The 20892-nt window shown below is 72.5% G+C and carries 16 protein-coding genes; 7 read left to right on the top strand and 9 right to left on the bottom strand.

Annotation, left to right across the window (positions count from 1 at the left end; genetic code table 11):
• The first annotated feature begins 90 nt into the window (after positions 1-90).
• Positions 91-1476 carry an L-serine ammonia-lyase gene (locus IE264_RS13925; protein ID WP_015611531.1) on the top strand — a complete coding sequence of 462 codons (1386 nt, stop codon included), beginning with the start codon at positions 91-93 and terminating at the stop codon, positions 1474-1476.
• Positions 1477-1498: 22 nt separating this feature from the next.
• Here the strand turns inward: IE264_RS13925 and IE264_RS13920 are convergent, their stop codons facing one another.
• The 3 genes from IE264_RS13920 to IE264_RS13910 form a co-directional block, all read right to left on the bottom strand.
• A complete protein-coding gene (locus IE264_RS13920) occupies positions 1499-3142 on the bottom strand; it encodes a nickel/cobalt transporter (RefSeq protein ID WP_078657477.1) in 1644 nt (547 codons plus the stop codon).
• On the bottom strand, positions 3139-4494 hold the full coding sequence (locus IE264_RS13915) for a tetratricopeptide repeat protein (RefSeq protein ID WP_032757563.1): 1356 nt from the start codon (positions 4492-4494) through the stop codon (positions 3139-3141). The genes IE264_RS13920 and IE264_RS13915 overlap by 4 nt, the downstream gene beginning before the upstream one ends.
• A 152-nt stretch (positions 4495-4646) precedes the next feature.
• The gene (locus tag IE264_RS13910) at positions 4647-6248 is read right to left on the bottom strand and encodes a DUF4331 domain-containing protein (RefSeq protein WP_032757564.1); all 1602 of its coding nucleotides are present in this window, start codon (positions 6246-6248) and stop codon (positions 4647-4649) included.
• 709 nt (positions 6249-6957) lie between these two features.
• On the opposite strand from IE264_RS13910, the gene IE264_RS13905 reads away from it, so the two are divergent.
• Positions 6958-7833, top strand: a complete 876-nt coding sequence (locus tag IE264_RS13905) for a DUF4394 domain-containing protein (protein WP_032757565.1) — start codon at positions 6958-6960, stop codon at positions 7831-7833.
• A gap of 16 nt (positions 7834-7849) precedes the next feature.
• Here IE264_RS13905 and IE264_RS13900 read toward each other — a convergent pair whose 3' ends face one another.
• Together IE264_RS13900 and IE264_RS13895 are read right to left on the bottom strand one after the other, a co-directional pair.
• A complete protein-coding gene (locus IE264_RS13900; protein ID WP_032757566.1) occupies positions 7850-8527 on the bottom strand; it encodes a class F sortase in 678 nt (225 codons plus the stop codon).
• A gap of 67 nt (positions 8528-8594) precedes the next feature.
• Positions 8595-9419, bottom strand: a complete 825-nt coding sequence (locus IE264_RS13895) for a GVDTG sorting domain-containing protein (RefSeq protein ID WP_032757568.1) — start codon at positions 9417-9419, stop codon at positions 8595-8597.
• A gap of 203 nt (positions 9420-9622) precedes the next feature.
• Between IE264_RS13895 and IE264_RS13890 the strand changes: the two genes are divergently transcribed.
• The 5 genes from IE264_RS13890 to IE264_RS13870 all read left to right on the top strand — a co-directional run bounded on the left by IE264_RS13890 (position 9623) and on the right by IE264_RS13870 (position 15037).
• Positions 9623-9919, top strand: coding sequence for a small hydrophilic protein (locus IE264_RS13890; protein WP_078657478.1), 297 nt, complete (start codon positions 9623-9625; stop codon positions 9917-9919).
• Complete coding sequence (locus tag IE264_RS13885) at positions 9891-11333, top strand: sensor histidine kinase (protein ID WP_051821844.1); 1443 nt, start codon at positions 9891-9893, stop codon at positions 11331-11333. Before IE264_RS13890 ends, IE264_RS13885 begins: the two co-directional genes overlap by 29 nt.
• Entirely contained in the window at positions 11330-11989 is a 660-nt protein-coding gene (locus tag IE264_RS13880; protein WP_015611523.1) for a response regulator transcription factor, read from the top strand. Before IE264_RS13885 ends, IE264_RS13880 begins: the two co-directional genes overlap by 4 nt.
• Positions 11990-12106: 117 nt before the next feature.
• On the top strand, positions 12107-13534 hold the full coding sequence (locus IE264_RS13875; RefSeq protein WP_032757570.1) for an SLC13 family permease: 1428 nt from the start codon (positions 12107-12109) through the stop codon (positions 13532-13534).
• 165 nt (positions 13535-13699) lie between these two features.
• Positions 13700-15037, top strand: a complete 1338-nt coding sequence (locus tag IE264_RS13870; RefSeq protein WP_032757572.1) for a glycerate kinase family protein — start codon at positions 13700-13702, stop codon at positions 15035-15037.
• 17 nt (positions 15038-15054) lie between these two features.
• Here IE264_RS13870 and IE264_RS13865 read toward each other — a convergent pair whose 3' ends face one another.
• The 4 genes from IE264_RS13865 to IE264_RS13850 form a co-directional block, all read right to left on the bottom strand.
• Positions 15055-16959 carry a helix-turn-helix domain-containing protein gene (locus tag IE264_RS13865; RefSeq protein ID WP_032757574.1) on the bottom strand — a complete coding sequence of 635 codons (1905 nt, stop codon included), beginning with the start codon at positions 16957-16959 and terminating at the stop codon, positions 15055-15057.
• A 99-nt stretch (positions 16960-17058) separates the two neighbouring features.
• Entirely contained in the window at positions 17059-18459 is a 1401-nt protein-coding gene (locus tag IE264_RS13860; RefSeq protein WP_032757575.1) for an MFS transporter, read from the bottom strand.
• Positions 18460-18572: 113 nt separating this feature from the next.
• A complete protein-coding gene (locus IE264_RS13855) occupies positions 18573-19370 on the bottom strand; it encodes a 3-hydroxybutyrate dehydrogenase (protein ID WP_051821841.1) in 798 nt (265 codons plus the stop codon).
• A gap of 89 nt (positions 19371-19459) precedes the next feature.
• On the bottom strand, positions 19460-20887 hold the full coding sequence (locus IE264_RS13850) for a 3-hydroxybutyrate oligomer hydrolase family protein (RefSeq protein WP_032757577.1): 1428 nt from the start codon (positions 20885-20887) through the stop codon (positions 19460-19462).
• Positions 20888-20892 lie beyond the last annotated feature (5 nt).

Below are 20892 nucleotides of genomic sequence, written 5' to 3'. Positions count from 1 at the left end.
GCCCCACCCCGGCCCGTACCGCACCACCTGGCCCGTTTCCCGCACCACCCAGGCAGACAACGGCGTCTTCCAACCCCAAGGAGTACTCCCGTGGCCATCTCGGTCTTCGACCTCTTCTCGGTCGGCATCGGCCCGTCCAGCTCCCACACGGTGGGCCCGATGCGGGCCGCCCGGATGTTCGCGCGCCGCCTGAAGAACGAGGGGCTGATCGCGCACACCGCCTCGATACGGGCCGAGCTGTACGGCTCCCTCGGCGCGACCGGCCACGGCCACGGCACCCCCAAGGCGGTCCTGCTCGGCCTGGAGGGCGAGGCGCCCCAGACCGTGAACGTGGAGACGGCCGACGCCCGGGTCGAGGAGATCCGCTCCACCGGCCGGATCAACCTGCTCGGCATGCACGAGATCGCCTTCGCCTTCGACGACGACCTGATCCTGCACCGCCGCAAGGCGCTCCCGTACCACGCCAACGGGATGACGATCTTCGCGTACGACACCGAGGGCGCCCCGGTCCTGGAGAAGACGTACTACTCGGTCGGCGGCGGCTTCGTCGTGGACGAGGACGCGGTGGCCGGCGAGAACCCGATCGTCCCTGACGACACGGTCCTGCGGCACCCCTTCCGCACCGGCGACGAGCTGCTGCGCATGGCCCGCGAGACCGGCCTCTCCATCTCACAGATGATGCTGGAGAACGAGCTGGCCTGGCGCACCGAGGCGGAGATCCGCTCAGGGCTGCTGGACATCTGGCGGGTCATGCAGGCCTGCGTCTCGCGCGGCATGTCCCGCGAGGGCATCCTCCCCGGCGGCCTCAAGGTCCGCCGCCGCGCCGCGAACTCGGCCCGCCAGCTGCGCGCCGAGGGCGACCCGCAGGCCCACGCGATGGAGTGGATCACCCTCTACGCGATGGCGGTCAACGAGGAGAACGCGGCGGGCGGCCGCGTGGTCACCGCCCCCACGAACGGCGCGGCCGGCATCATCCCGGCCGTCCTGCACTACTACATGAACTTCGCGGCCCACGGCTGCACCGAGGCGGAGAAGGAGGACAGCGTCGTCCGCTTCCTCCTCGCCGCCGGCGCCATCGGCCTGCTCTTCAAGGAGAACGCCTCCATCTCCGGCGCCGAGGTCGGCTGCCAGGGCGAGGTCGGCTCGGCCTGCTCGATGGCGGCCGGCGCCCTGGCCGAGGTCCTGGGCGGCTCCCCCGAGCAGGTGGAGAACGCCGCCGAGATCGGCATGGAGCACAACCTGGGCCTGACCTGCGACCCGGTCGGCGGGCTCGTCCAGATCCCGTGCATCGAGCGCAACGGCATGGCGGCGGTGAAGGCGGTGACGGCCGCGAAGATGGCGCTGCGGGGGGACGGCAGCCACAAGGTCTCCCTGGACAAGGTCATCAAGACCATGAAGGAGACGGGCGCCGACATGAGCGTGAAGTACAAGGAGACGGCTCGGGGCGGGCTCGCGGTGAACATCATCGAGTGCTGAGCCCGTAGGCCCTGCACCGGAGCTAGCCGCTCCCCGTCGCTCCCCGCAGGGTCAGGCCGAGGCCGACGGCTACGACGAGGAGCGAGGTGATGACGGGGCCGGTCCGCACCAGCTTCCTGAGCAGGGGGTGGTGGCGGAGGGTCCTGGCCCGGTCGTGGCTCTCGATCCGTTCGCGCAGGCGGACGAGGAGAAGGCCGGCGAGGGTGAGCGTGGCGGCCATGCCGAGTCCGTAGCCGATGACGAGGAGCACGCCGAAGGCCGTACGTCCCAGGGCTACGGCCCCCAGGAGCACGACGAGGGCGGAGGGGCTGGGGACCAGGCCGCCCGCGATGCCCATGCCGATGAGGCCGGTCCTGCTTGTGCGCCGGGCCTTCTCGGGAGCCGTTGATGTGCCTGGCGGGTCGTGGTGGTCGTGGTCCGGTGGGGCGAGGGTCGCGACCGTGGAGTTGCCCCGGAGCTCCCCGGATGGCGGGCCGGCGGGCGTGGGCACCTGTGCGGCGGGCCCGTGGTGGTTGTGTGGACGGTCGTGGCCGTGATCGTGGCTGTGGTGGTGGCCGTGATCGTGGTGGTGGCCGATGTCGCCGTGGCCGTGGTGATGGTGGTTGTGTTGCGGCCTGCCCCGGACCGCGCCCAGGAGGAGCCAGAGGCCGATGCCGGTGACCAGGAGGCCGCTGGCGGCGCCGAGCCACAACAGGACGCCTTCACCTGCCAGATGGGTGGAGACCGGCAGCGCGAGGCCGAGGACGAGGACTCCTGCCGTGTGGGTGAGGGTGACGGTGGCGCCGACGGTGACGGCGTCTCGCCTGGTGCCTCGGCGGCCCGCCAGGTAGGCGGCCATGATGGTCTTGCCGTGGCCGGGCATCGCCGCGTGGGACGCCCCGAGGACGAGCGCCAGGAGCAGGGCCAGCAGTCCTACGGGGAGGGTGATCTCGCGGGCCCCGACCAGCGCGTCGAAGGCGCCGGTGACCTTGGCGAGTACCTCGCTGACCACGCCCGCGCCGGGGAGGTCCGCCGCCACCGCCGGGAGGACCCCCGCCCCCTGTCCGGGCTCGCTGCGCAGGGCTGCCGTGCGCTGGTCGAGCGGGGAGGCGAGGGGGTCCTGCGGGTACCGGCGCAGCTCGCGGGTGGTGGAGGTTGCCGGTACGTCGGCCTGGGTGATCCGGACGCCCTGGCCCGTGGCGGTCATCTCGTGCCAGCCGATGCGCTCGGTGTCGTAGTGCGATTCCGCTCGGATGCCGGTGGGTTCGGTGAGATCGGCCGGGGCGGTCATGGCGCAGGTGAGGCGGCTGGTCCTGAGGCCCGCTTCCCCGTTCTCGTACACCAGAGTGGCCGAGGACTGCCTCCAGTTCGCCCGTGTGCCGCCCACACTCAGGCGGAGCTGCCGGCTCAGGTCGGAACAGGTTCGCTCGGCGTGGGCGCGCGCCTCTGTGTCGCTGATCGTGCCGTCCTGGTCGGAGTCGACGGCCGGGCGTTCCTGGAGGGCTGAGATCTCCGCGCGGTCGACCACGACCCGGGCGTCGATCCGGTCGGGCCGAAGGACGAGGCCCGTGTGGTGGTTGACGCTGAAGTTGCCCAGGGGGTGGGCCGTGGCCGCAGGGGCGGACACTGTGCTCGCGAGGACGGCGAGGGTCATGGTGGTGAGGGCTCGGCGCAGGGTGGGGTTCATGGTGTCGTGTCGATTCGCTGGAGCAGGTCACGGGCGGCGTCGGCGTGCAGGGGGTGGAAGCCCGGCTCGCGCAGCGCTTCGGTCAGGTCGCGGCGGGCCGCCCCGGGATCGCCGAGGGCTTGGTGGATGGCGGCACGGTGGTAGTGGAAGAGCGCGCTGCGGGTGCCCAGGGCCAGGGCTTCGTCGGCCTGGGCGAGGGCTTCGGTATCCCGGCCCGCTCGGTGCAGGGCCCAGGCGTACGCGTCGTGAACGGCGACGAAGGGGCGGATGCGCAGGGTCTGTTCGGCCAGGGTGACGGCTCTTCTCGGGTTGCCGTGATCGGCTTCGAAGAGGATCGCGTCGGTGTCCGCCGGGTCGCCAGCGGCTTCCCGGATGCGGTCCTGGGCGCGTAGGAGGGCGTAACTCTCTTCGGCCTGTTTGCCGTTCCCCAGAGACTGTTCGAGTTCGCCCAGGCCCAGCAGGTGGTGCGGCAGGGGGGCGATCGCGACGGCTGCCCGGTAGTCGGCGACGGCCCGGGTGGTGTCGCCCCGTGCCAGGTGGGCGCGGGCCCGGGTCTCCAGGAGCGCCGGATCGTCGGGGGCGGCCCTGAGCCCGGTCCGCGTCTCGGCCAGGGCTGCCCGGGGGTCGGCGTCCTGGAGGTCCAGGGATGCCAGGACGGTGTGGGCGAACGCCGTGTCGGCCGGGGTGGCCGCCGCCGCCAGGGATCGCCGCATCAGGGCGCGGGCCCGGTCGGTGTCCCCTTTGAGCTCGAAGGTGTAGGAGGCGCGGGCGAGGGAGGCGGCGTCCGGGCGCAGGTCCACCATCTTCTGGACGGCCTCGTCGGCTTCGCCGTAACGGCCCAACTGGGTGTAGGCGTCGGCGAGGACTCCGTGGGCGGAGGAGCTGTAGGGGCCGCTGGTGGTTGCCTTGCGGGCCCAGCGCAGCGCGGCGGGGAAGTCGTGGTGGGCCGCGGCCAGGGCGCCCATGGCGGTCTCCGCGTCCGTGTTGTCCTCGCTCTGTACGGAGAGCGAGGTCCGCAGCGCCTGTTCGGCCCGGTCGTAGGTGGCCGGGTCGGCGGTGGTGCGCGCCTGCTGGACGTAGGCCATTCCCAGGGCGGCCCAGCCGCCCGGATCCTTCGGCAGCCGGGCCACCCGGGCCTGGAGCGCTTCGATCGGCCCGCGGGTCGCGCCCGCTGGCTGACCGTGGCCCGCCGGGCGGGGGGCGGTGCTGTCGTCAGGGGTCAGCAGGACCGCGCCGGCGGCGAACATCGCCGCGCCCAGGGCCAGGGTGACCGCGATGCTCCGCAGCCGCCGGCCGCCCCGGGAGGGGGCGGGCGGTGGCGTGGACGTGGGTGCGGTGTGGTCCGGGTGCACGAAAAGGGTCCTCCCCATGGTTCGGTGGTGCCGGTGTCCGGGCCGGGGGCGGTACTCCCCGGCCCGGACACCTTCGTGGCCTCGATCCGCTTCCTGCCGCGGCCTGTTCAGCCGTCCTTCGTGGCCTCGGTACGTCTCCTGCTACAGCCGGTTCAGCTGTCCTTGCCGCGGCGGCGGAGGCGGAAGCCGCCGACGCCGAGGAGGAGCGCGCCGGCCCCGGCGAGCGCCGCCGCGTGGGTGGGCTCCATGGCCCGGCTCGCCGCGGTGTTCTCCGTCGAGGTCTGCTCGGCGTTGCGGCCGGCCGCGCCGGGGCCGCGGTTCACGTTCTTGGTGTGCGGCAGCGCGACGTACGGGAACGAGGTGCCGAACGGGACCTCGTTCGTGTCGACCTTGTCGCCGTCCGCGAGCGCGGGGACGAGCACACCGGTCTGGGCGGCGCCCTCGACGGCCTGGAGCGAGATGTCGATGACGTCGTCGGCGAGGCGGCGCCCGTTCGGGAAGCCGGCCAGGTCGCCTGCGAGCACTCCGAGGCGCTGGGGCCTCGCGGTGGGCGGCACCGCCATGTTCAGGCGCAGCTCCTCCGCCGGGACGATCTTCTTGAGCGGCGCGTCCTTGTTGAGGCGGTGTGCGTTCAGGTCGGCCTTGATCGGACCGCAGGCCTTGCAGATACCGGTCAGGTAGATCTCGGCGAGGTCGTTGCGGGGGGTCTTGGGGGCCGGGACGCCGTAGACCTGCTGGATGAGCTTGGGCAGGATCGGGTCGTACACCTTGTCGACGACGGGCTGGACGGTACGGTCCTGGCTGGGGTTGAGGGTGTTGAAGGCGTCCTTGAACTTCAGCGGGACGACGACCTCGTTGACCAGCGGGTTCCCGAGGCGGGAAACCTGCTTCCACTGCTTCGTGGCGCCCTTGTCCCGGGAGTCGTTGAGGGTGACGCCGCCGCGCTCGGTGGTCGACCACACGCCGATGACCGGGTTGCGGGAGGCGTTGCCCCTGAGGGCGAGCTGCTTCTTGGGGACCTGGATCGCGATGGTGTTGACGTTGTAGCCGGCCAGGGTGTCCTGACCCCGCTCGCTCAGGTCGCCGCCGTAGAGGAGGTCGAAGACGCGGAGGTCGGCGAAGAACGGGTCCTCGGCCTGGCCCGCGTACGTCTTGCCGCCGCCCGGCAGACCGAGGGTCGCCTGCTTGCGCAGGGCCGCGTAGTCGGGCATCGACGCCTGGCCGGTGCGGGACGGGGCGGCCGGTACGCCCGACAGGAGGGTCCGGCTCTTTCCTCCGGTGGTGACGACGAGGTCGTAGACCTGGCGGTAGTTCAGGTCCGGGTCGTTCAGTGAGGTGACCTGGCCGGTGTTGTAGAGGAACTGGTTCGCGTCGTCGCGGTAGCTGCCGCGGAAGCGCCAGCTGTACGTGACGTCGGCGGACCCGTCACCGTTGTTGTCGACCTTGATGTTGTAGCGCAGGTCGTCGCCGAAGGCGTAGAAGTTCGGCCCGCCGTTGGGCTCCTCCATCGGGATCCAGTTAGCCACCATCGTGACGGTGTCGGCCTTGTCGGGGCTGGTGAACGCGTACACGTCGGTGTTGTCCGCCCGCGGATCACCGGCGATCAGGGGCGCCTCGCGGTGGCTGGAGGCCGCGCTGAGGCCCGGGGCGAGGGTCATCGCTCCGAGTCCTGCGGCCAGGGTGGTGGCACCGAGTACGAGCAGGGACCGGTCCAGGACGCGTCGTGAGCGGGGCCTGGCTTGGGAATCCTTCACGGTATTCCTTCTGTCTGCTGACTCCCCTGCCTGGCATGCCTGAGGGCATGCGGTGGCCAGGGGGTGGGCTGATGGGATGGCACTCGGCCCTGCGGCGAGACGTCTCGCACTGGCCGGGCCGGCCGGGAAAGGGGGATCAGCGGGGTGGGGTCAGAACCCGGTCCCGCTGTCACGCAAGCACTGCGCAGCCGTAGACAAGCACGCCGTTGCTCCGTCGTGTGCACACCCCGGGCGGTTCCTCGGGTCGGCCACGCGGTCCACAAAGGGTGAAAAGGCCGGTGGGACCGGCGAATATGCGAGTTGGACGTTCCACGAAAATCTACGCCGACACAGCCGCCGACCATTGGGCCAAAAGAGGAAAACCCCTCTTACTGCAAGCCATTCGCAAGAAGAGGGTGGGCGGGAATTCGCACTTCCGGCGTCACGCGCTCATCGGGAACGTGCCTGCCGCAGGGCGTCCAGTGGGCATCACCAATAGCCGGGGGCAGCCCAACACCACTGGAAGGCAGGGGAGTTCGGAGGCTCCGTCGACCGGCCCCCGCCTGTGACGCCGGAGCCGCGCACCCCGTGCATGCCGTCTCCGCCCGGTTCATGACTCCAATGGGGTGACTTCCGGGATTCGACCCATCCGCGCGCTCCTGGGCTCCGAATCCCGTCGTGAACCCGCTCGCGAATTCCTCGCGAGTCACCACACTTCCCCTGGAGCGTCATGCGTAGAAGCAGGACCGTCATCGCCGTCTCCGTCGCCGTGGCCGCCGCCCTCTCCGTGCCGGCCCTGGCATCCGCGGACGGACGCGACGGACACGACATGAACCACCGAGGAACCAAGGCGCTCACCGCCATCGGGCTGACCGCCGACCAGCGATTGGTCGCGTTCGCCGTCGACCGGCCCGCCGGGGCCTCGGCCATCGGGAAGGTGTCCGGGCTGCGCGGGGACACCAAGGTCGTGGGCATCGACTTCCGCGTGCAGAACGAGAAGCTCTACGGCGTCGGCGACAAGGGCGGCGTCTACACCCTCGACACCACCAACGCCAGGGCCGTGAAGGTCTCCCAGCTCACCGTCGCCCTCTCCGGCAGGCAGTTCGGCGTCGACTTCAACCCCGCCGCCAACCGGCTCCGCGTCATCAGCAACACCGGGCAGAACCTGCGGCACAACATCGACGACGGTGCCGCTCCCCTCGGCACCACCACCGACGGCACGCTCACCAACCCCACCACGCCGCCCTCCACCGCGATGGGCGTCACCGGTGCCGCCTACACCAACAATGACCTCAACGCCGCGACCGCGACGACCCTGTTCGACGTCGACGCCATGGCCGACCGGGTCTCCCTGCAGTCGCCCGCCAACGCCGGCACTCTTGCCCCGACCGGGAACCTCGGCGTGGACGCGGGCCCGGACGCCGGCTTCGACATCTACTTCTCCCCGAAGCACGGCACCAACCAGGGCTTCGCCACCTTGAACACCGCCGGTGCCGCGCGTCTGTACGCGGTCGACGTGCTCACCGGGGCCGCCCGAGATCTCGGCGCGTTCCCGCAGCGCCGGCAGGTCACCGACCTCGCGCTTCCCCTCGACCAGCAGCGCTGAGCAACAGCCCGCCGAGTCAGCTGCCCTGGTGGCCGGTCAGGGTTGCGTAGACCACCACGTTGTCTGCGTAGCGGCTGTTCTTCTGGGAGAAGCTGCCGCCGCAGGTGATCAGACGGAGGCCGGCGTGGTCGAGGTTGCGGTAGACCTCGACCGTGGGGAAGTCGTCCTTGGGGTAGGTGGCGGTCCGGTCGACGGTGAACTCCGCCGTCCGGCCGTCCGCGCGCCTCACCTCGATGCGGTCACCGGGTTCGAGTTCGGTGAGCTCGAAGAACACCGCCGGTGATCCGTCCCAGGTGACATGCCCGGCGATCACCGAGGGGCCGATCGCGCCGGGGGTGGCTCCGGGGCGGTACCAGCCGGCCTTCACCGGATCCTTCGGCGTCTCCATGGCGCGGTTCTTGCCCAGCCCTAGCTGTTCGAGGTCGGAGGTGACCTCGATGGACGGGATCGTGATGCTGACGGGGCGGGAGGGCGGTAGCGCCCTTGCCTGCGGCTCGGTGGAGGGTGTCGGTGAGTGCGGGGCGGTGGGCCGGGTGCCCTTGTCGGCCGCGGGAGGCGGGGCGGGCTGTTGCCGGGCGGTTCCCAGCGCCAGCAGCAGCCCGCCCGTCAGGAGCAGGGCGGCGATGGCGACGAGGGGGACCCGGCGCCGCCAGGGCGAACTGCGGGGCGGGTCCTCGTCGGGTGCCCTGTCCATCGCTTCACCTTTCCCTGTTCCCTGTGCTCGGCCGTGACGGGTCGTCGATCAGGTGCGGAGCCCGAGGTCAGACGTTGTGACCGGCGTCCGTGGTCCGCGTCCGGCGGCGTACCGCGAACAGTCCGCCGGCCGCGAGGACGGCCGCGCCGCCGGCGGCGAGGAGGCCCGGCGACTCCACGCCCCGGGTGGTCCCGCCGCCGGTCTCGACACCGCCCACCGGCATGGAGCCGACCGCGGCGCCCTTGACCATGCCGCAGTTGGCGGGGGCGGTGGCCTCCTGGGGCAGCTTCGGGTCGAGTTCGCTCTTGCCCGCGCCGAAGTCGTACTTCCCGTCGTTGTTCCGGTCGATGCCGTGCTGCACGACGTGCAGGTCCTTGAGGTGGTCCGCCACGTCCTGCGAGACGGTGATGGTCCGCGAGTAGGTCAGCTTGCCGTTCTTGTCCGCGACGGGCATCCGGTCCACCGCGAGGCCGCTGTCCTTGGACGTGTCGCCCTTGGTGGTCAGGGAGATGTTGATGTCCCCGTACGTCGGCAGCCCCTCGGCGGTCGTGACGATGCCGTCCCCGTCCTTGTCCGCGCTCTTGTCCGGGCAGCGGAAGTCATGGCCGTCGGTGGAACCGTGGATGTGCTGCGCGTGCGGCTGGCCGGGGACCAGCCCCTGGGCCTCGATCTTCACCGTCAGCTTGTCGCCCTCCAGGCTGACCAGTGCGGCACCACTGGCACCGGAGTCGTTCAGCTGCTCCAGGTCGATCTGGTACGTGTCGCCCTCGGCCGCCTTCGTGGTGCCGGCGGGGTGCCCCTCGTGAGCCAGGGCGGGTGCGGCCACTCCGAGGGTGAGCGCGGCGGGCAGGACGAACAGTGCGGCGAGGCGAGTTGTACGGCGGGCTATCACGAAGACGCATCCCCTTCCGGAAGTCCCGGCGCAGAACCGGAACGACGTTCGATTGCTGATGTCGTCCATTCGGAGCCGCTCACAGAATTGATTGGTCGCGGCCGCAGGACAGTTCCCCGGTAGGTTCCTTTCGGCCGCCCCGGATGAAGGAATGTTCATCTGGGCTTCATGTCCGCTCCGCCCGGCGCGACCAGGGTGGGGGTATGGCTTTCTCTCCTCGTCTGGCGGCCCTGGCGGCCGTCGTCGCCGTACCGCTGGGCATAGCGGCCACCAGCTATGCCATGACGGACACGCCCGAAGCGCCGAAGGTGCCCCCCGCCGTACAGCTCGACGAGCGTCCGGGCGGTACTCCCACACCCGGGCCGTCCGCCTCTCCGTCGGCGCCCGCCTCCCCGTCGTCGCCGTCGTCGCCGTCCTCCACCGGTGATGACGTCGTTCCGGGGCCCTCGGCGGCCGATGGGGATGACGACGATGACGACGACCTCGGTGATGACGGTTAGCCTGCCGAGGGTTTCCGCCCGGGTACGGATCCTGCTGTGGCTGCTCGTCGTCATGGCGGTCGCGCTGGGCGCGGTCGCCGTGACCGTGCGCTCGATCCTCCAGCGGGACGTGGACCACCGCACCAGCCAGCTGCTCACCCAGGAGACCGGCGAGTTCGCGAACTTCGTGCCGCAGGGGGTGGATCCGGACACCGGCGGCAGGTTCGACGATCCGGACCGGCTGCTCCGCGTCTATCTGCAGCGGCAGTACGCGGACCCCGACGAGGAGCTGCTGGGCCTGACCGGGCCGCCCGGCGCCGAGCCCGCCGTCATCCGGCAGCGGCGCGATCTCCCCGGGCACACCGCCCTCTGGCAGGACGGTGCGGCGCTCACCCGGATCCATGCCTCAGAGCGCTCCTTCGGGACCCTGCAGCGCCCGCAGGGTGAACTGCGCTGGGCCAAGGTCGCCATCGGGCCGGCCGGCGGAGGGCAGCCCGGTGCGTTCGTCGTCGCGTTCCACCCGGAGCGGGAACGGGCCGTCGCCGACAAGACGTTCTGGACGCTGCTCAGCCTGTCGGGGGTGGCGCTGCTGATGACGACCGGGATCGGCTGGGCCGTCGCCGGGCGCATCCTGGCGCCCGTCCGGCTCGTCCGGACGACGGCGGCGGAGCTGACCGAGCAGGACCTCACCCGGCGTATCCCGGTGGCGGGGCGGGACGACATCGCGGCCCTCGCCGAGACGTTCAACGGGATGCTGGACCGGCTGGAGCGGGCGTTCGCCGCGCAGCGGGTCTTCGTGGACGACGCCGGGCACGAGCTGCGCACCCCCATCACCATCGTCCGGGGCCATCTGGAGCTGATGGGCGACGATCCGGCGGACCGGGAGGAGACGGTACGGCTGGTCACGGACGAGCTGGACCGGATGAGCCGCATCGTGGAGGACCTGCTCCTGCTCGCGGGGGCCGAACGGCCCGACTTCGTGCGCCCGGAGCCCGTCCAGGTCGCGGAGCTGACCGCCGACGTGTTCGTCAAGGTGCGGACCCTCGGCGAGCGGGACTGGGTGCTCGACGGGGTCGCGGACCTCGAAGTGCGGCTGGATCCGCAGCGGATGACACAGGCGATGGTCCAGCTCGCGCAGAACGCCGTCCAGCACACCGTGCCTGGCCAGCGCATCCGTATCGGCTCACGGGCCGAGGGCGAGCGCGTCGAGTTGTACGTCGCCGACCACGGGCCCGGGATTCCGGCGGAGGACGCCGAGGTGATCTTCGAGCGGTTCCGCCGGGGCACCTCCCGCCGCGGGGCCCGCACCAGCGGCGCGGGGCTCGGCCTCGCCATCGTCAAGGCCATCGCGGAGGGCCACCACGGCCGCGTCGAACTACGCCGGACCGAAGGCGGCGGAGCCACCTTCGTACTCATCCTGGAGACGGACTCATGAACCGCATTCTGATCGCCGAGGACGAGGAGCGCATCGCCTCGTTCGTCCAGAAGGGGCTGCGCGCCAACGGCTTCACGACGGTCGTCGCCGACGACGGGGACATGGCGCTGGGACATGCGCTGACCGGCGCGTTCGACCTGATGCTGCTGGACATCGGCCTGCCGGGGCGGGACGGCTTCACCGTCCTGCGTGAGCTGCGCGAGGCGCGGGTCACCCTGCCGGTCATCGTGCTCACCGCCCGGGATTCCGTGCGGGACACGGTGGCGGGTCTGGAGGGCGGGGCCGACGACTGGATGACGAAGCCGTTCCGGTTCGAGGAACTGCTCGCCCGGGTACGGCTGCGCCAACGCACGGCCGGACGCGCCCCCGAGGTCACCCTGTTGCGCAGCGGCAGCCTCGCCCTGGACCTGCGGACGCGCCGGGCCCGCGCCGACGAGCGGACGGTGGACCTGACGGCACGGGAGTTCGTGCTGCTTGAGATGTTCCTGCGCCACCCCGGGCAGGTCCTCTCGCGCGAGCAGATCCTCTCCCATGTGTGGGGGTACGACTTCGACCCGGGCTCCAACATCGTGGACGTGTACGTCCGTGCGCTGCGCCGGAAGCTGGGGGCGGAGCGGCTGGAGACGGTACGGGGGATGGGGTACCGGCTGCCCTGAGCCGGGGCTCCGGCGTACGGTGGGCCCGAGCCCCGGATGCGGCATACGGCGGCCTGATGAAAAGCCTTTCACCGGCGGCTCATCGGCTGCTCACCGCGCCTTCAGAGGCTGTACACCGTGCCTCTCCCTCTCCGGCAGACCCTCGGCCTCTGTGCCGTCCTCGGGCTCTGCGCTCTCCTCGCCGTCCCCGGCGCCGCCCCCGGCCTCAGTGCCGACGGGCGGCTCGCCCTCGCCGTCTTCGCCCTGGCCACCGCCGCCTGGATCGCCACCCCGGTGGACGACGCCTACGTCGCGCTCGGGGCGGGCCTGGCGCTGACCGTGACGGGGGTGATCAGCAGTGAGACCCTCTTCGCCGCCCTCGGCGACGAGACGGTGTGGCTGCTGATCTGCGCCTTCGTCCTGGCCGCCGCCGTGACCCGGACCGGTCTGGCCGGCCGGGCCGCCGTGTTCCTGGTCGGCGGGGCTCGGACCGTGCGCCAGCTGGTGCATCTGACCACGGCCGGACTCGTCGTCACCGCGTTCGCCGTGCCGGCCACCTCGGGCCGGGCCGCCCTCGCCCTCCCGGTGTTCCTGGCGCTGGCCGCCGCCCTGCGCGAACGCGCCCGTCTGGTGGTGATGCTGGCGCTGCTCTTCCCGACCGTCATCCTGCTGTCCGCCGTCGCGACCCTGATCGGCGCGGGGGCCCATCTGATCACCGTCGGGGTGCTCTGGGAACAGACCGGGGAGCGGCTGGGCTTCGTGCAGTGGCTCGTCCTCGGGCTGCCGCTGGCCGTCGTCTCCTCCCATCTCGCCGCCGAACTGGTGCTGTTGACCACCACCCGGCGGGCCGACCGCACGGGCCCGGTGAAGATCACGGCGGCGCAGATCCAGGAGCATGCCGAGACGGCCGTCGAGGGACCGTTCACCCCGGCGGAGTCCCGGTGCCTGCTCCTGCTCGCGACGGTGGTCCTGCTGTGGTGCAGCGAACCGCTGCACGGGGTGTCGCCCGCCGTGGTCGCCCTCATCGGCGCGCTCGTGGCGACCTCGCCCGCGCTGGGGACGGTCCGCTTCAAGGACGGCCTGCGCACGGTCCCCTGGCCGCTGCTGCTGTTCATGGCCGCCACCATGGCGATGGGCGTCGCCCTCTCCGACTCGGGTGCGGCGAGCTGGCTGGTGGGGTGGATACCCCTGGGGGCTTCCACGCCCCCCTGGCTGTTCCTCGCCGGGGTGGTCGTCGTCAGTACGGCCGCCCATCTGGCCCTCCAGTCGCGCTCCGCCCGGTCCTCGGTGCTCGTCCCGCTGGTGGTCGCGGCGGCGATCGGGGCGGGCGTCAACCCGGTCGCGGCGGCGCTCGCCTCCACGGCGGCCGCCGGGTTCTGCCACACGCTGCCCTCCTCGGCCAAGCCGGTCGCCCTCTTCGCGGACGTGCCCGGCACCCCGACCTACACCCCGCGCGACCTGCTGCGGCTGTCCGCCTTCCTCGCCCCGCTCACCGCGGCCCTCGTCCTCGCCTTCGCCCTCACCGTCTGGCCGCTGCTCGGCGTGCCCGTCCTCCTGGAGACCTAGGGCCTTTCGTTTGGACCATGCCGGGGCTCGCGGGCCCCGGCACGCACATCTGCGGCGTTGTCGTCAATCACCAACGCTCCGCGTTGCCTCAATCCTCCGCCTTGCAGCTGCACGCACCGGACCCCGCTCCCTGACCCGACCTGATCCAAACGAAAGGCCCCAGCCATGACCCACCGCATCGCCATCGCCCCCAGCGGGTTCAAGGAGTCCCTCTCCGCCGCCCGGGTCGCCGAGGCCATCGCCGTCGGTGTGCGGCGGGTGATCCCCGACGCCGACCTCGACCTGATCCCCCTGGTGGACGGGGGCGAGGGCACTGCGGAGGCGCTGGCCCTGGCGGGTGGCGGGCGGCTGGTCCCGTGCACCGCGACCGGGCCGGTCGGGGACCCCGTCCCCTCGCACTTCGCGCTGCTGGGCGGCGGCGGCACAACACCCGGGCCGCTCACCGCCGTTGTGGAGATGGCGGCCGTCGCCGGGCTCGCCCTGGTGCCGCCGGGCCTGCGCCACCCGGGCGCGACGACCACGTACGGCGTCGGCGAACTGATCCGGGCGGCCCTGGACGCGGGCGCCCGGCGCATCCTGATCGGCTGCGGCGACTCCGGTACGTCGGACGGGGGCGCCGGTGCGCTCCAGGCGCTCGGGGCCCGGCTGACCGACCGCCACGGCCGTGAACTCCGCAGGGGCGGCGGGGCACTTCACGAACTGGAGCACATCGACCCGTCCGGGCTCGACCGCCGGCTGGCCGGTGCCGAACTGCTGGTGGCCTGCAACCCGTACAACGTGCTGTGCGGGAAGCGCGGGGTGGCCCGGGTGTTCGGGCCGCAGAAGGGGGCGACCCCGGCGGAGGTGGAGCTGCTCTCCGCGGGGCTGGAGCGGTGGGCCGCCGTCCTCACCCGGGACCTCCTCCCGGCCCTGAACCGGGACCACGCACCGGCCTTCGCCCCGGAACCCGAACCGGGACCGGGACCGGGACCGGGACCGGGACCCGAACCGGGACCCGAACCGGCACCGGCACCGGCACCGGCCCCGGCCCTCGCGACCGGCGTTCCGCTCGACCTGCGTACGGCCCCCGGCACAGGTGCGTCCGGCGGTCTCGGAGCCGGGCTGGCGGCCGTGGGCGCGCGGCTCCTCCCCCGGTACGACGTCCTGCTCGACGGCCTCGACCTCGACGCCCGGCTGGCCCGTGCCGACTTCGTGATCACCGCGGAGGGGGCGCTCGACCACCAGACCGTCCGGGGGAAGATCCCGGCGGAGGTCGCCCGCCGCGCCCAGGCGTCCGGGGTGCCCGTCCTGGTGCTGGCCGGGACGATCGGGCCGGGCGCGCAGGACGTCCGGGCGGTGGGCGTGGACGCGTACAGCGCGATCCTGCCCGCGCCGATGACCCTGGTGGAGGCGATCGGCCGCAGCGGCGAGTTCCTCGCCGACGCCACGGAACGCGCCCTGCGGATCATGGCCCTGGGCAGTCGGTTGGGTGAGCGGGCCGGCCGCTACGCCCCCTCCGCGTAACGGTGCGCCGGGGTCCGTCACAGACCCTGCGTCAGGCGGTGCAGCCTCAGCGCCAGCTGGATCTCCAGCGTGCGTGGCGGCTCGTTCCAGTCCGGGCCGAGGAGGCGGCCGATGCGTTCCAGGCGCTGCACCACCGTGTTCACGTGGACGTGGAGCAGGGTCTTGGTCCGGGTGAGGCTCGCTCCCTGGGCGAAGTAGACGTCCAGGGTGGTGACGAGGTCGGTGGAGCGCGCCCGGTCGTAGTCGAGCACGGGGCCCAGCGTCCGGCGCACGTACCCGCCCAGGTCGGCCTGGTCGCCCAGGAGTACGCCGATGAAGCCCAGGTCCGCGATGGCCCCGCCGCTCCCCGTGTGGCCGAGCGCGCGCAGGGCGGCGAGGCAGCGGTCGGCCTCGCTGTGGGCGCCGGGGAGTTCGGCCGGCCCTGTGGCGGGGCCCGCCGCGCCGACGGTGACGGGGCAGCCGGCCGCCTGGGCCAGTTCGGCGGCGAGCGCCTGGGCGTCGGGGCCCGGGGCGTCGGAAGGGGCGACCAGGACGACGTGGTCGTGGTGGAGACCGGCCAGGCCGTTGCGGGTCTGCGCGCTGCGGGCGGCCGCCGCGAGCAGACGGTGCCGGGGGGCCACCTCGCTGTGGGCCACGAACACGCTGTGCAGGCGGCCCAGGTCGACGCCGAGGCGGCGGGCCCGGGCGGTCAGGGTGCCCGGGTCGCCGGTGCGCGAGAGCAGGTCGCCGAGCAGCTCGCCCCGTACCCGGTCCTCCGTCTCGGCGACCGAGCGGCGCAGCAGCATCAGGAGCGCGGTCACCACGCTGGCCCGCTCGAACAGCAGCCGGTCGGCGTCGGCGAGGCCCGCCCGGCCGGTCAGCGCGATGGAGCCGAGGAGTTCGGGCCCCGCGAGGACCGCGCAGACCCAGGTGCCGTTGAGAGGGACGGCCCGGCCCCGGGCCCGGGAGGCGGCGACCGCGGGGGTGGGCGGGGGCTGCGGTTCGGTGCGGGCGCGGGCGAGTTCGGCGCCCTCCGCGTCGTGGATGAGGATGCCGCCGTCCAGGATGTCGGCGAGGGCGGCGGCCACGTCGTCGGCGCCGCCGCCGCGCAGGACGAGATCGGTGAGCTGGTCGTGGGCCTCCTCGGCGCGGCGCATCGCCTCGCTGTGCGTGCGGATGGTCTCGGAGGCGGCGTTGAGGTCGACGAGCGCGGCCCGGGTCTCCTCCAGCAGCCGGGCGCCGTCGATGGCGATCGCCGCGTGGTCGGCGAGCGAGGAGAGCAGCGCCACCTCCCCGGCGGTGAACTCACGGGGTGCGCGGTCGGCGGCGTACAGGACTCCGATGATGCGGCTGCCCAGCCGCAGCGGTACGCCGAGGATCGCGCGGAGGCCCTCGTCCAGGACGGCGCTGTCGATGGTGGTGGTGTGGTGGAAGCGGGTGTCGGCCCGGTAGTCGCCGGTGGCGTACGGGCGGGCCGTCTGGGCGACGAGTCCGCCCAGCCCCTCGCCCATGCCGAGCCGCACCTTCTGGAACGCCTCGGCCACCGATCCGTCGGTGACCCGCATATAGGTGTCGCCCGCCGCGTCGTCGTTGAGGGAGAGGTAGGTGACGTCGGTGCCGAGCAGCAGTTTGGCCCGGTGCACGATGGCCCGCAGGACAGCGTCCAGGTCGCGCAGGGCCGCGAGGTCGCTGGCCGTGTCGAAGAGGGCGGTGAGCTGCGCCTCGCGTACCCGGTGCTGGCTGAGGGTGCGCCGGATGCGCAGCGCCACGGTGGTGGCCTCGGCGATCTCGGCCAGTTCGGCGGCGGGGGCGTCCGCCTCCCGGGCGGTGGCGGCGGGCCGGTCGAACTCCTCGGCCGCCGCGCCCTGGGCCAGCAGGTCGAGAAGGCCGCGCAGGGCTGCCGCGGAGTGCTGGGGGCCGGGGGCTGTCACGCCGGTGAGCATACGGTGATCGCCTCCCAGGGGCGGTTCGGACGGCCCAGCCCCTCCCGCGCACCTCAGGGAGTGGAGCGCGGGAGGGGGTCGGCCGGCGAGGGGGCCGGGTCAGCCGCCGAGCGTGACCGAGTCCTTGCGGGTGGCCGCCGGCGCGGCCGGGACCGAACCGTGCAGCCCGTCCTTGGCCAGGTCGCGGCCCCGGGTCTCCTTCGCGATCCACACCGTCACCGCGGTGACCAGGGCGGCGAAGCAGAGGTAGAAGGAGATCGGGACGGACGAGCGGTAGTCCTTGAGCAGTTCGACCGCGATGAGCGGGGCCAGCGCGCCGCCGATGATCGAGGCGAGCTGGGAGCCCATCGAGGCGCCGGAGTAGCGGACCTTCGTGTCGAACATCTCGGAGATGAAGGCCGCCTGCGGCCCGTACATCGCCCCGTGCAGCAGCAGGCCGACGGTGACCGACAGGACGATCACCGGGAACGACTTGGTGTCCAGCAGCGCGAAGAAGCCGAAGGCCCAGACCGCCATGCCGAGTGCGCCGATGAGGGTGACCGGGCGTCGGCCGATCCGGTCGGAGAGGGCGCCCCACAGCGGGATGGTGACGAAGTGAACCGCCGAGCCGATCAGTACGGCGTTCAGCGCGTCGCTCTTGGACATCTCCAGGTGCACGGTCACGTAGACGAGGAGGAACGCGGTGAGGATGTAGTACGAGATGTTCTCGCCGAAGCGGGTGCCGATGGCGAGGAGCACCTCGCGCCAGCTCTTGCGGAACACCTCGACGACCGGGGGCTGTTCCTTGACGCCCGCCGCGGCCTGCTCCTGCGCCTTCTTCTGCGCCTCCAGGAAGACCGGGGACTCCTCGACAGAGATCCGGATCCACAGACCGATCATGACGAGGACACCGGAGAGCAGGAACGGGATGCGCCAGCCCCAGGCGAGGAAGGTCTCGTCGGACTGGACGGTGGCGAGCAGCGCCAGGACACCGGTCGCGAGCAGATTGCCGCCGGGGGCCCCGGCCTGCGGCCAGGAGGCCCAGAAGCCGCGCCGCTTGTCGCCGCCGTGTTCGGAGACGAGCAGCACCGCGCCGCCCCACTCGCCGCCGAGCGCGAAGCCCTGGACCAGGCGCAGGACCGTCAGCAGGATCGGGGCCCAGACGCCGATGCTCGCGTGGGTGGGCAGCAGGCCCATGGCGAAGGTGGCCCCGCCCATCATGAGCAGGCTGATCACCAGGAGCTTCTTGCGGCCGATCTTGTCGCCGTAGTGGCCGAAGACGACGCCGCCGAGCGGACGGGCGGCGAAGCCGACCGCGTACGTGAGGAAGGCCAGCAGGGTGCCGACGAGCGGGTCGCTGCTGGGGAAGAACAGCGTGTTGAAGACAAGCGCGGCGGCCGAGCCGTAGAGGAAGAAGTCGTACCACTCGATGGTGGTGCCGACGAGGCTGGCCGCGACGATCCGGCCGATGCGGCTGTTGCCGGGCGGGGCGGAGGGCTGGGCGGAGGTTGGGGAACCCATGGTGAGTCACCGCGTTTCGTTGGCAGGTCTGTCAGGGACGGGGGTGCGGGTGGTACGGGGGTGGTGCGGGTGGTGCGCCCGGCTTCGGTGGGGGCCGGAGGCGGGTGGGGGGGTCAGCGGGCGCCCCAGCCTCCGTCGACGGGGAGGGAAGAGCCGGTGATGTACGAGGTGTGGGGGCCGCAGAGCCAGACGCAGACGGCGGCGACCTCCTCGGGCTCGATCAGCCGCTTGATGGCGGACCGGTCCAGGAGGACATCGGCGACGACCTCGTCCCGGGGGATGCCGTGCGCGGCGGCCTGGGCCGCGATCTGGCCCTCGACCAGAGGTGTCCGTACGTAACCGGGGTTGACGCAGTTGCTGGTCACCCCGTGCGGGGCGCCCTCCAGGGCGGCCACCTTGCTCAGCCCCTCCAGACCGTGCTTGGCGGCGACGTAGGCGGACTTGAAGGGGCTGGCCCGCAGGCCGTGCATGCTGGAGACGTTGACCAGCCGGCCCCAGCCCCCGGCGTACATGTGCGGGAGGCAGTGCCGCATCAGGAGGAACGGGGCGGTCAGCATCACCTTCTGGATCAGTTCGAACCGGTCCGGCGGGAAGTCCTCGATGGGCGCCACGTGCTGCAGCCCGGCGTTGTTGACCAGGATGTCCACGGCCCTCGGCAGCGTCCCGATCGCCTCCGCGTCGGCGAGGTCCACGACATGGGCCACCCCACCGGTCGCGGCGGCGACGGCCTTGGCGGCGTCGGCGTCGCGGTCGGCCACATGGACGAGGGCACCGGCCGCGGCGAGCGCCTCGGCGGTGGCCCGTCCGATGCCGCTGCCGCCACCGGTGACCAGGGCGGTGCGCCCGCTGAGGTCCACGGCTCCGGCACCCTGCGCCGAGGGACCGGGCGCTGCGTGAAATTGGCTCGTCATGGCCGGAAACGCTAGAGATACCCGGCCGGACATCCCATGGCACGGACCGCCACAGTGGAGGCGGCCGGTGTGGCGGCCGCCACCACTGTCTAACCGTTCAGCGGGCAGTGGGTGAGCAGTTTCTCCGGGCCGGCTCCCTCGGGCAGCTTCAGCGTGCGGCTCGACGGGGGCCGTACGCCGTCGTCCAGCCAGCGTTCCAGTGCGGTGGCCGCCGAACGGTGGCACGGCACCAGGGGGCGCACCCGGCCGGGGAAGGCGTCGGCGAGCGAGTCCACATGGGTGCCGGCCTCCACGCGGTAGTACCGGTGGAGGTGGCTCCGGCCCTCCCGCCGCACCAACCGCGCGTAGACGTCCGAGCTGCGGGAGATGGGCAGAAGGACGTCGTACGTGCCGTGGAAGCTGATCAGGGGCTTGCCGATACGGCCGGTCAGGGCGATCTTCGCGACCGCCCTCCTGACCTCCCCGGGCCGGTGGGCGTAGACGTAGTCGGCGTCGCAGGCCGGGGTTCCCGGTGCGCAGAACGGCGTCCCGGCCTCCGTCGCCCCGTCGAACTCCGGGTCCAGCTCCTCCCGGTAGATCCGCTGGGTGAGGTCCCAGTAGTACTGGTGGTGGAAGGGCCAGAGGAACTCCGAACCGGCCGGATAGCCCGCCGCCTTCATCGCCCGGTGGGCCTGCTCCGCGCCCGCGCCCCCGGCCGCGTACGAGGGGTAATGGCGCAGGGCGGGCGGCAGGAAGGTGAGGAGGTTGGGTCCCTCGGTGCGCCAGAGGGTGCCTTCCCAGTCGACGCCCCCGTCGTACAGCTCGGGGTGGTTCTCCAGCTGCCAGCGCACCAGATAGCCGCCGTTGGACATGCCCATCGCCAGCGTGCGGGAGGGCGGGCGCTGGTAGCGGCGGGCGACCACCTGGCGGGCCGCGCGGGTGAGTTGGGTGACCCGGAGGTTGCCCTCGGCGAGGGCGTCGCCGGGGGTCCTGCCGTCGCGGTGGAAGGCGGCGCCGGTCGCGCCCTTGTCGGTGGCGGCGAACGCGTAGCCCTGGGAGACCGCCCAGTCCCCGAAGGCCCGGTCGTTGGCGTACTGCTCGCGCACGCCCGGCGCGCCGGAGACGACCAGGCCGCCGTTCCAGCGGTCGGGGAGGCGGATGACGAACTGGGAGTCGTGGTTCCAGCCGTGGTTGGTGTTGGTGGTGGAGGTGTCGGGGAAGTAGCCGTCGATCTGGATACCCGGGACGCCTCGTGGGGTGGCCAGCCCTTCCGGGGTGAGTCCCGCCCAGTCGGCGGGGTCGGTGTGGCCCGAGGTGACGGTTCCCGCCGTGGTCAACTCATCGAGGCAGGAGGCCTGTTGGCGGGCCGCCCCCGGAACCTTCGCCGCGTCGATACGGGTGCAGTGGGCGGGGCGGGTGCCGTCCGGGGGCAGGGGCGCGGCGGCGGACGGGGCCGCCGTCCAGGCCGTCAGGGCGGCAGCGGCGACGGCGGCGGGGCGGAGCCATCGGCGGTGGTGTCTCTGCGGGGCGCGTGGCATCGGGA

Source organism: Streptomyces microflavus, assembly GCF_014650075.1.
Lineage (GTDB): Bacteria > Actinomycetota > Actinomycetes > Streptomycetales > Streptomycetaceae > Streptomyces > Streptomyces microflavus.
Note: the sequence above shows the minus strand (reverse complement) of the source record. Positions and strands in the feature narration are given on the sequence as shown.

What these genes read in the sequence shown, in the direction of transcription:
- IE264_RS13920 (WP_078657477.1), bottom strand. Translation starts at nt 3,142, where the DNA reads ATGAACCCCACCCTGCGCCGAGCCCTCACCACCATGACCCTCGCCGTC.
- IE264_RS13905 (WP_032757565.1), top strand. Translation starts at nt 6,958, where the DNA reads ATGCGTAGAAGCAGGACCGTCATCGCCGTCTCCGTCGCCGTGGCCGCC.
- IE264_RS13900 (WP_032757566.1), bottom strand. Translation starts at nt 8,527, where the DNA reads ATGGACAGGGCACCCGACGAGGACCCGCCCCGCAGTTCGCCCTGGCGG.
- IE264_RS13890 (WP_078657478.1), top strand. Translation starts at nt 9,623, where the DNA reads ATGGCTTTCTCTCCTCGTCTGGCGGCCCTGGCGGCCGTCGTCGCCGTA.
- IE264_RS13885 (WP_051821844.1), top strand. Translation starts at nt 9,891, where the DNA reads ATGACGACGACCTCGGTGATGACGGTTAGCCTGCCGAGGGTTTCCGCC.
- IE264_RS13880 (WP_015611523.1), top strand. Translation starts at nt 11,330, where the DNA reads ATGAACCGCATTCTGATCGCCGAGGACGAGGAGCGCATCGCCTCGTTC.
- IE264_RS13870 (WP_032757572.1), top strand. Translation starts at nt 13,700, where the DNA reads ATGACCCACCGCATCGCCATCGCCCCCAGCGGGTTCAAGGAGTCCCTC.
- IE264_RS13865 (WP_032757574.1), bottom strand. Translation starts at nt 16,959, where the DNA reads ATGCTCACCGGCGTGACAGCCCCCGGCCCCCAGCACTCCGCGGCAGCC.
- IE264_RS13860 (WP_032757575.1), bottom strand. Translation starts at nt 18,459, where the DNA reads ATGGGTTCCCCAACCTCCGCCCAGCCCTCCGCCCCGCCCGGCAACAGC.
- IE264_RS13855 (WP_051821841.1), bottom strand. Translation starts at nt 19,370, where the DNA reads ATGACGAGCCAATTTCACGCAGCGCCCGGTCCCTCGGCGCAGGGTGCC.
- IE264_RS13850 (WP_032757577.1), bottom strand. Translation starts at nt 20,887, where the DNA reads ATGCCACGCGCCCCGCAGAGACACCACCGCCGATGGCTCCGCCCCGCC.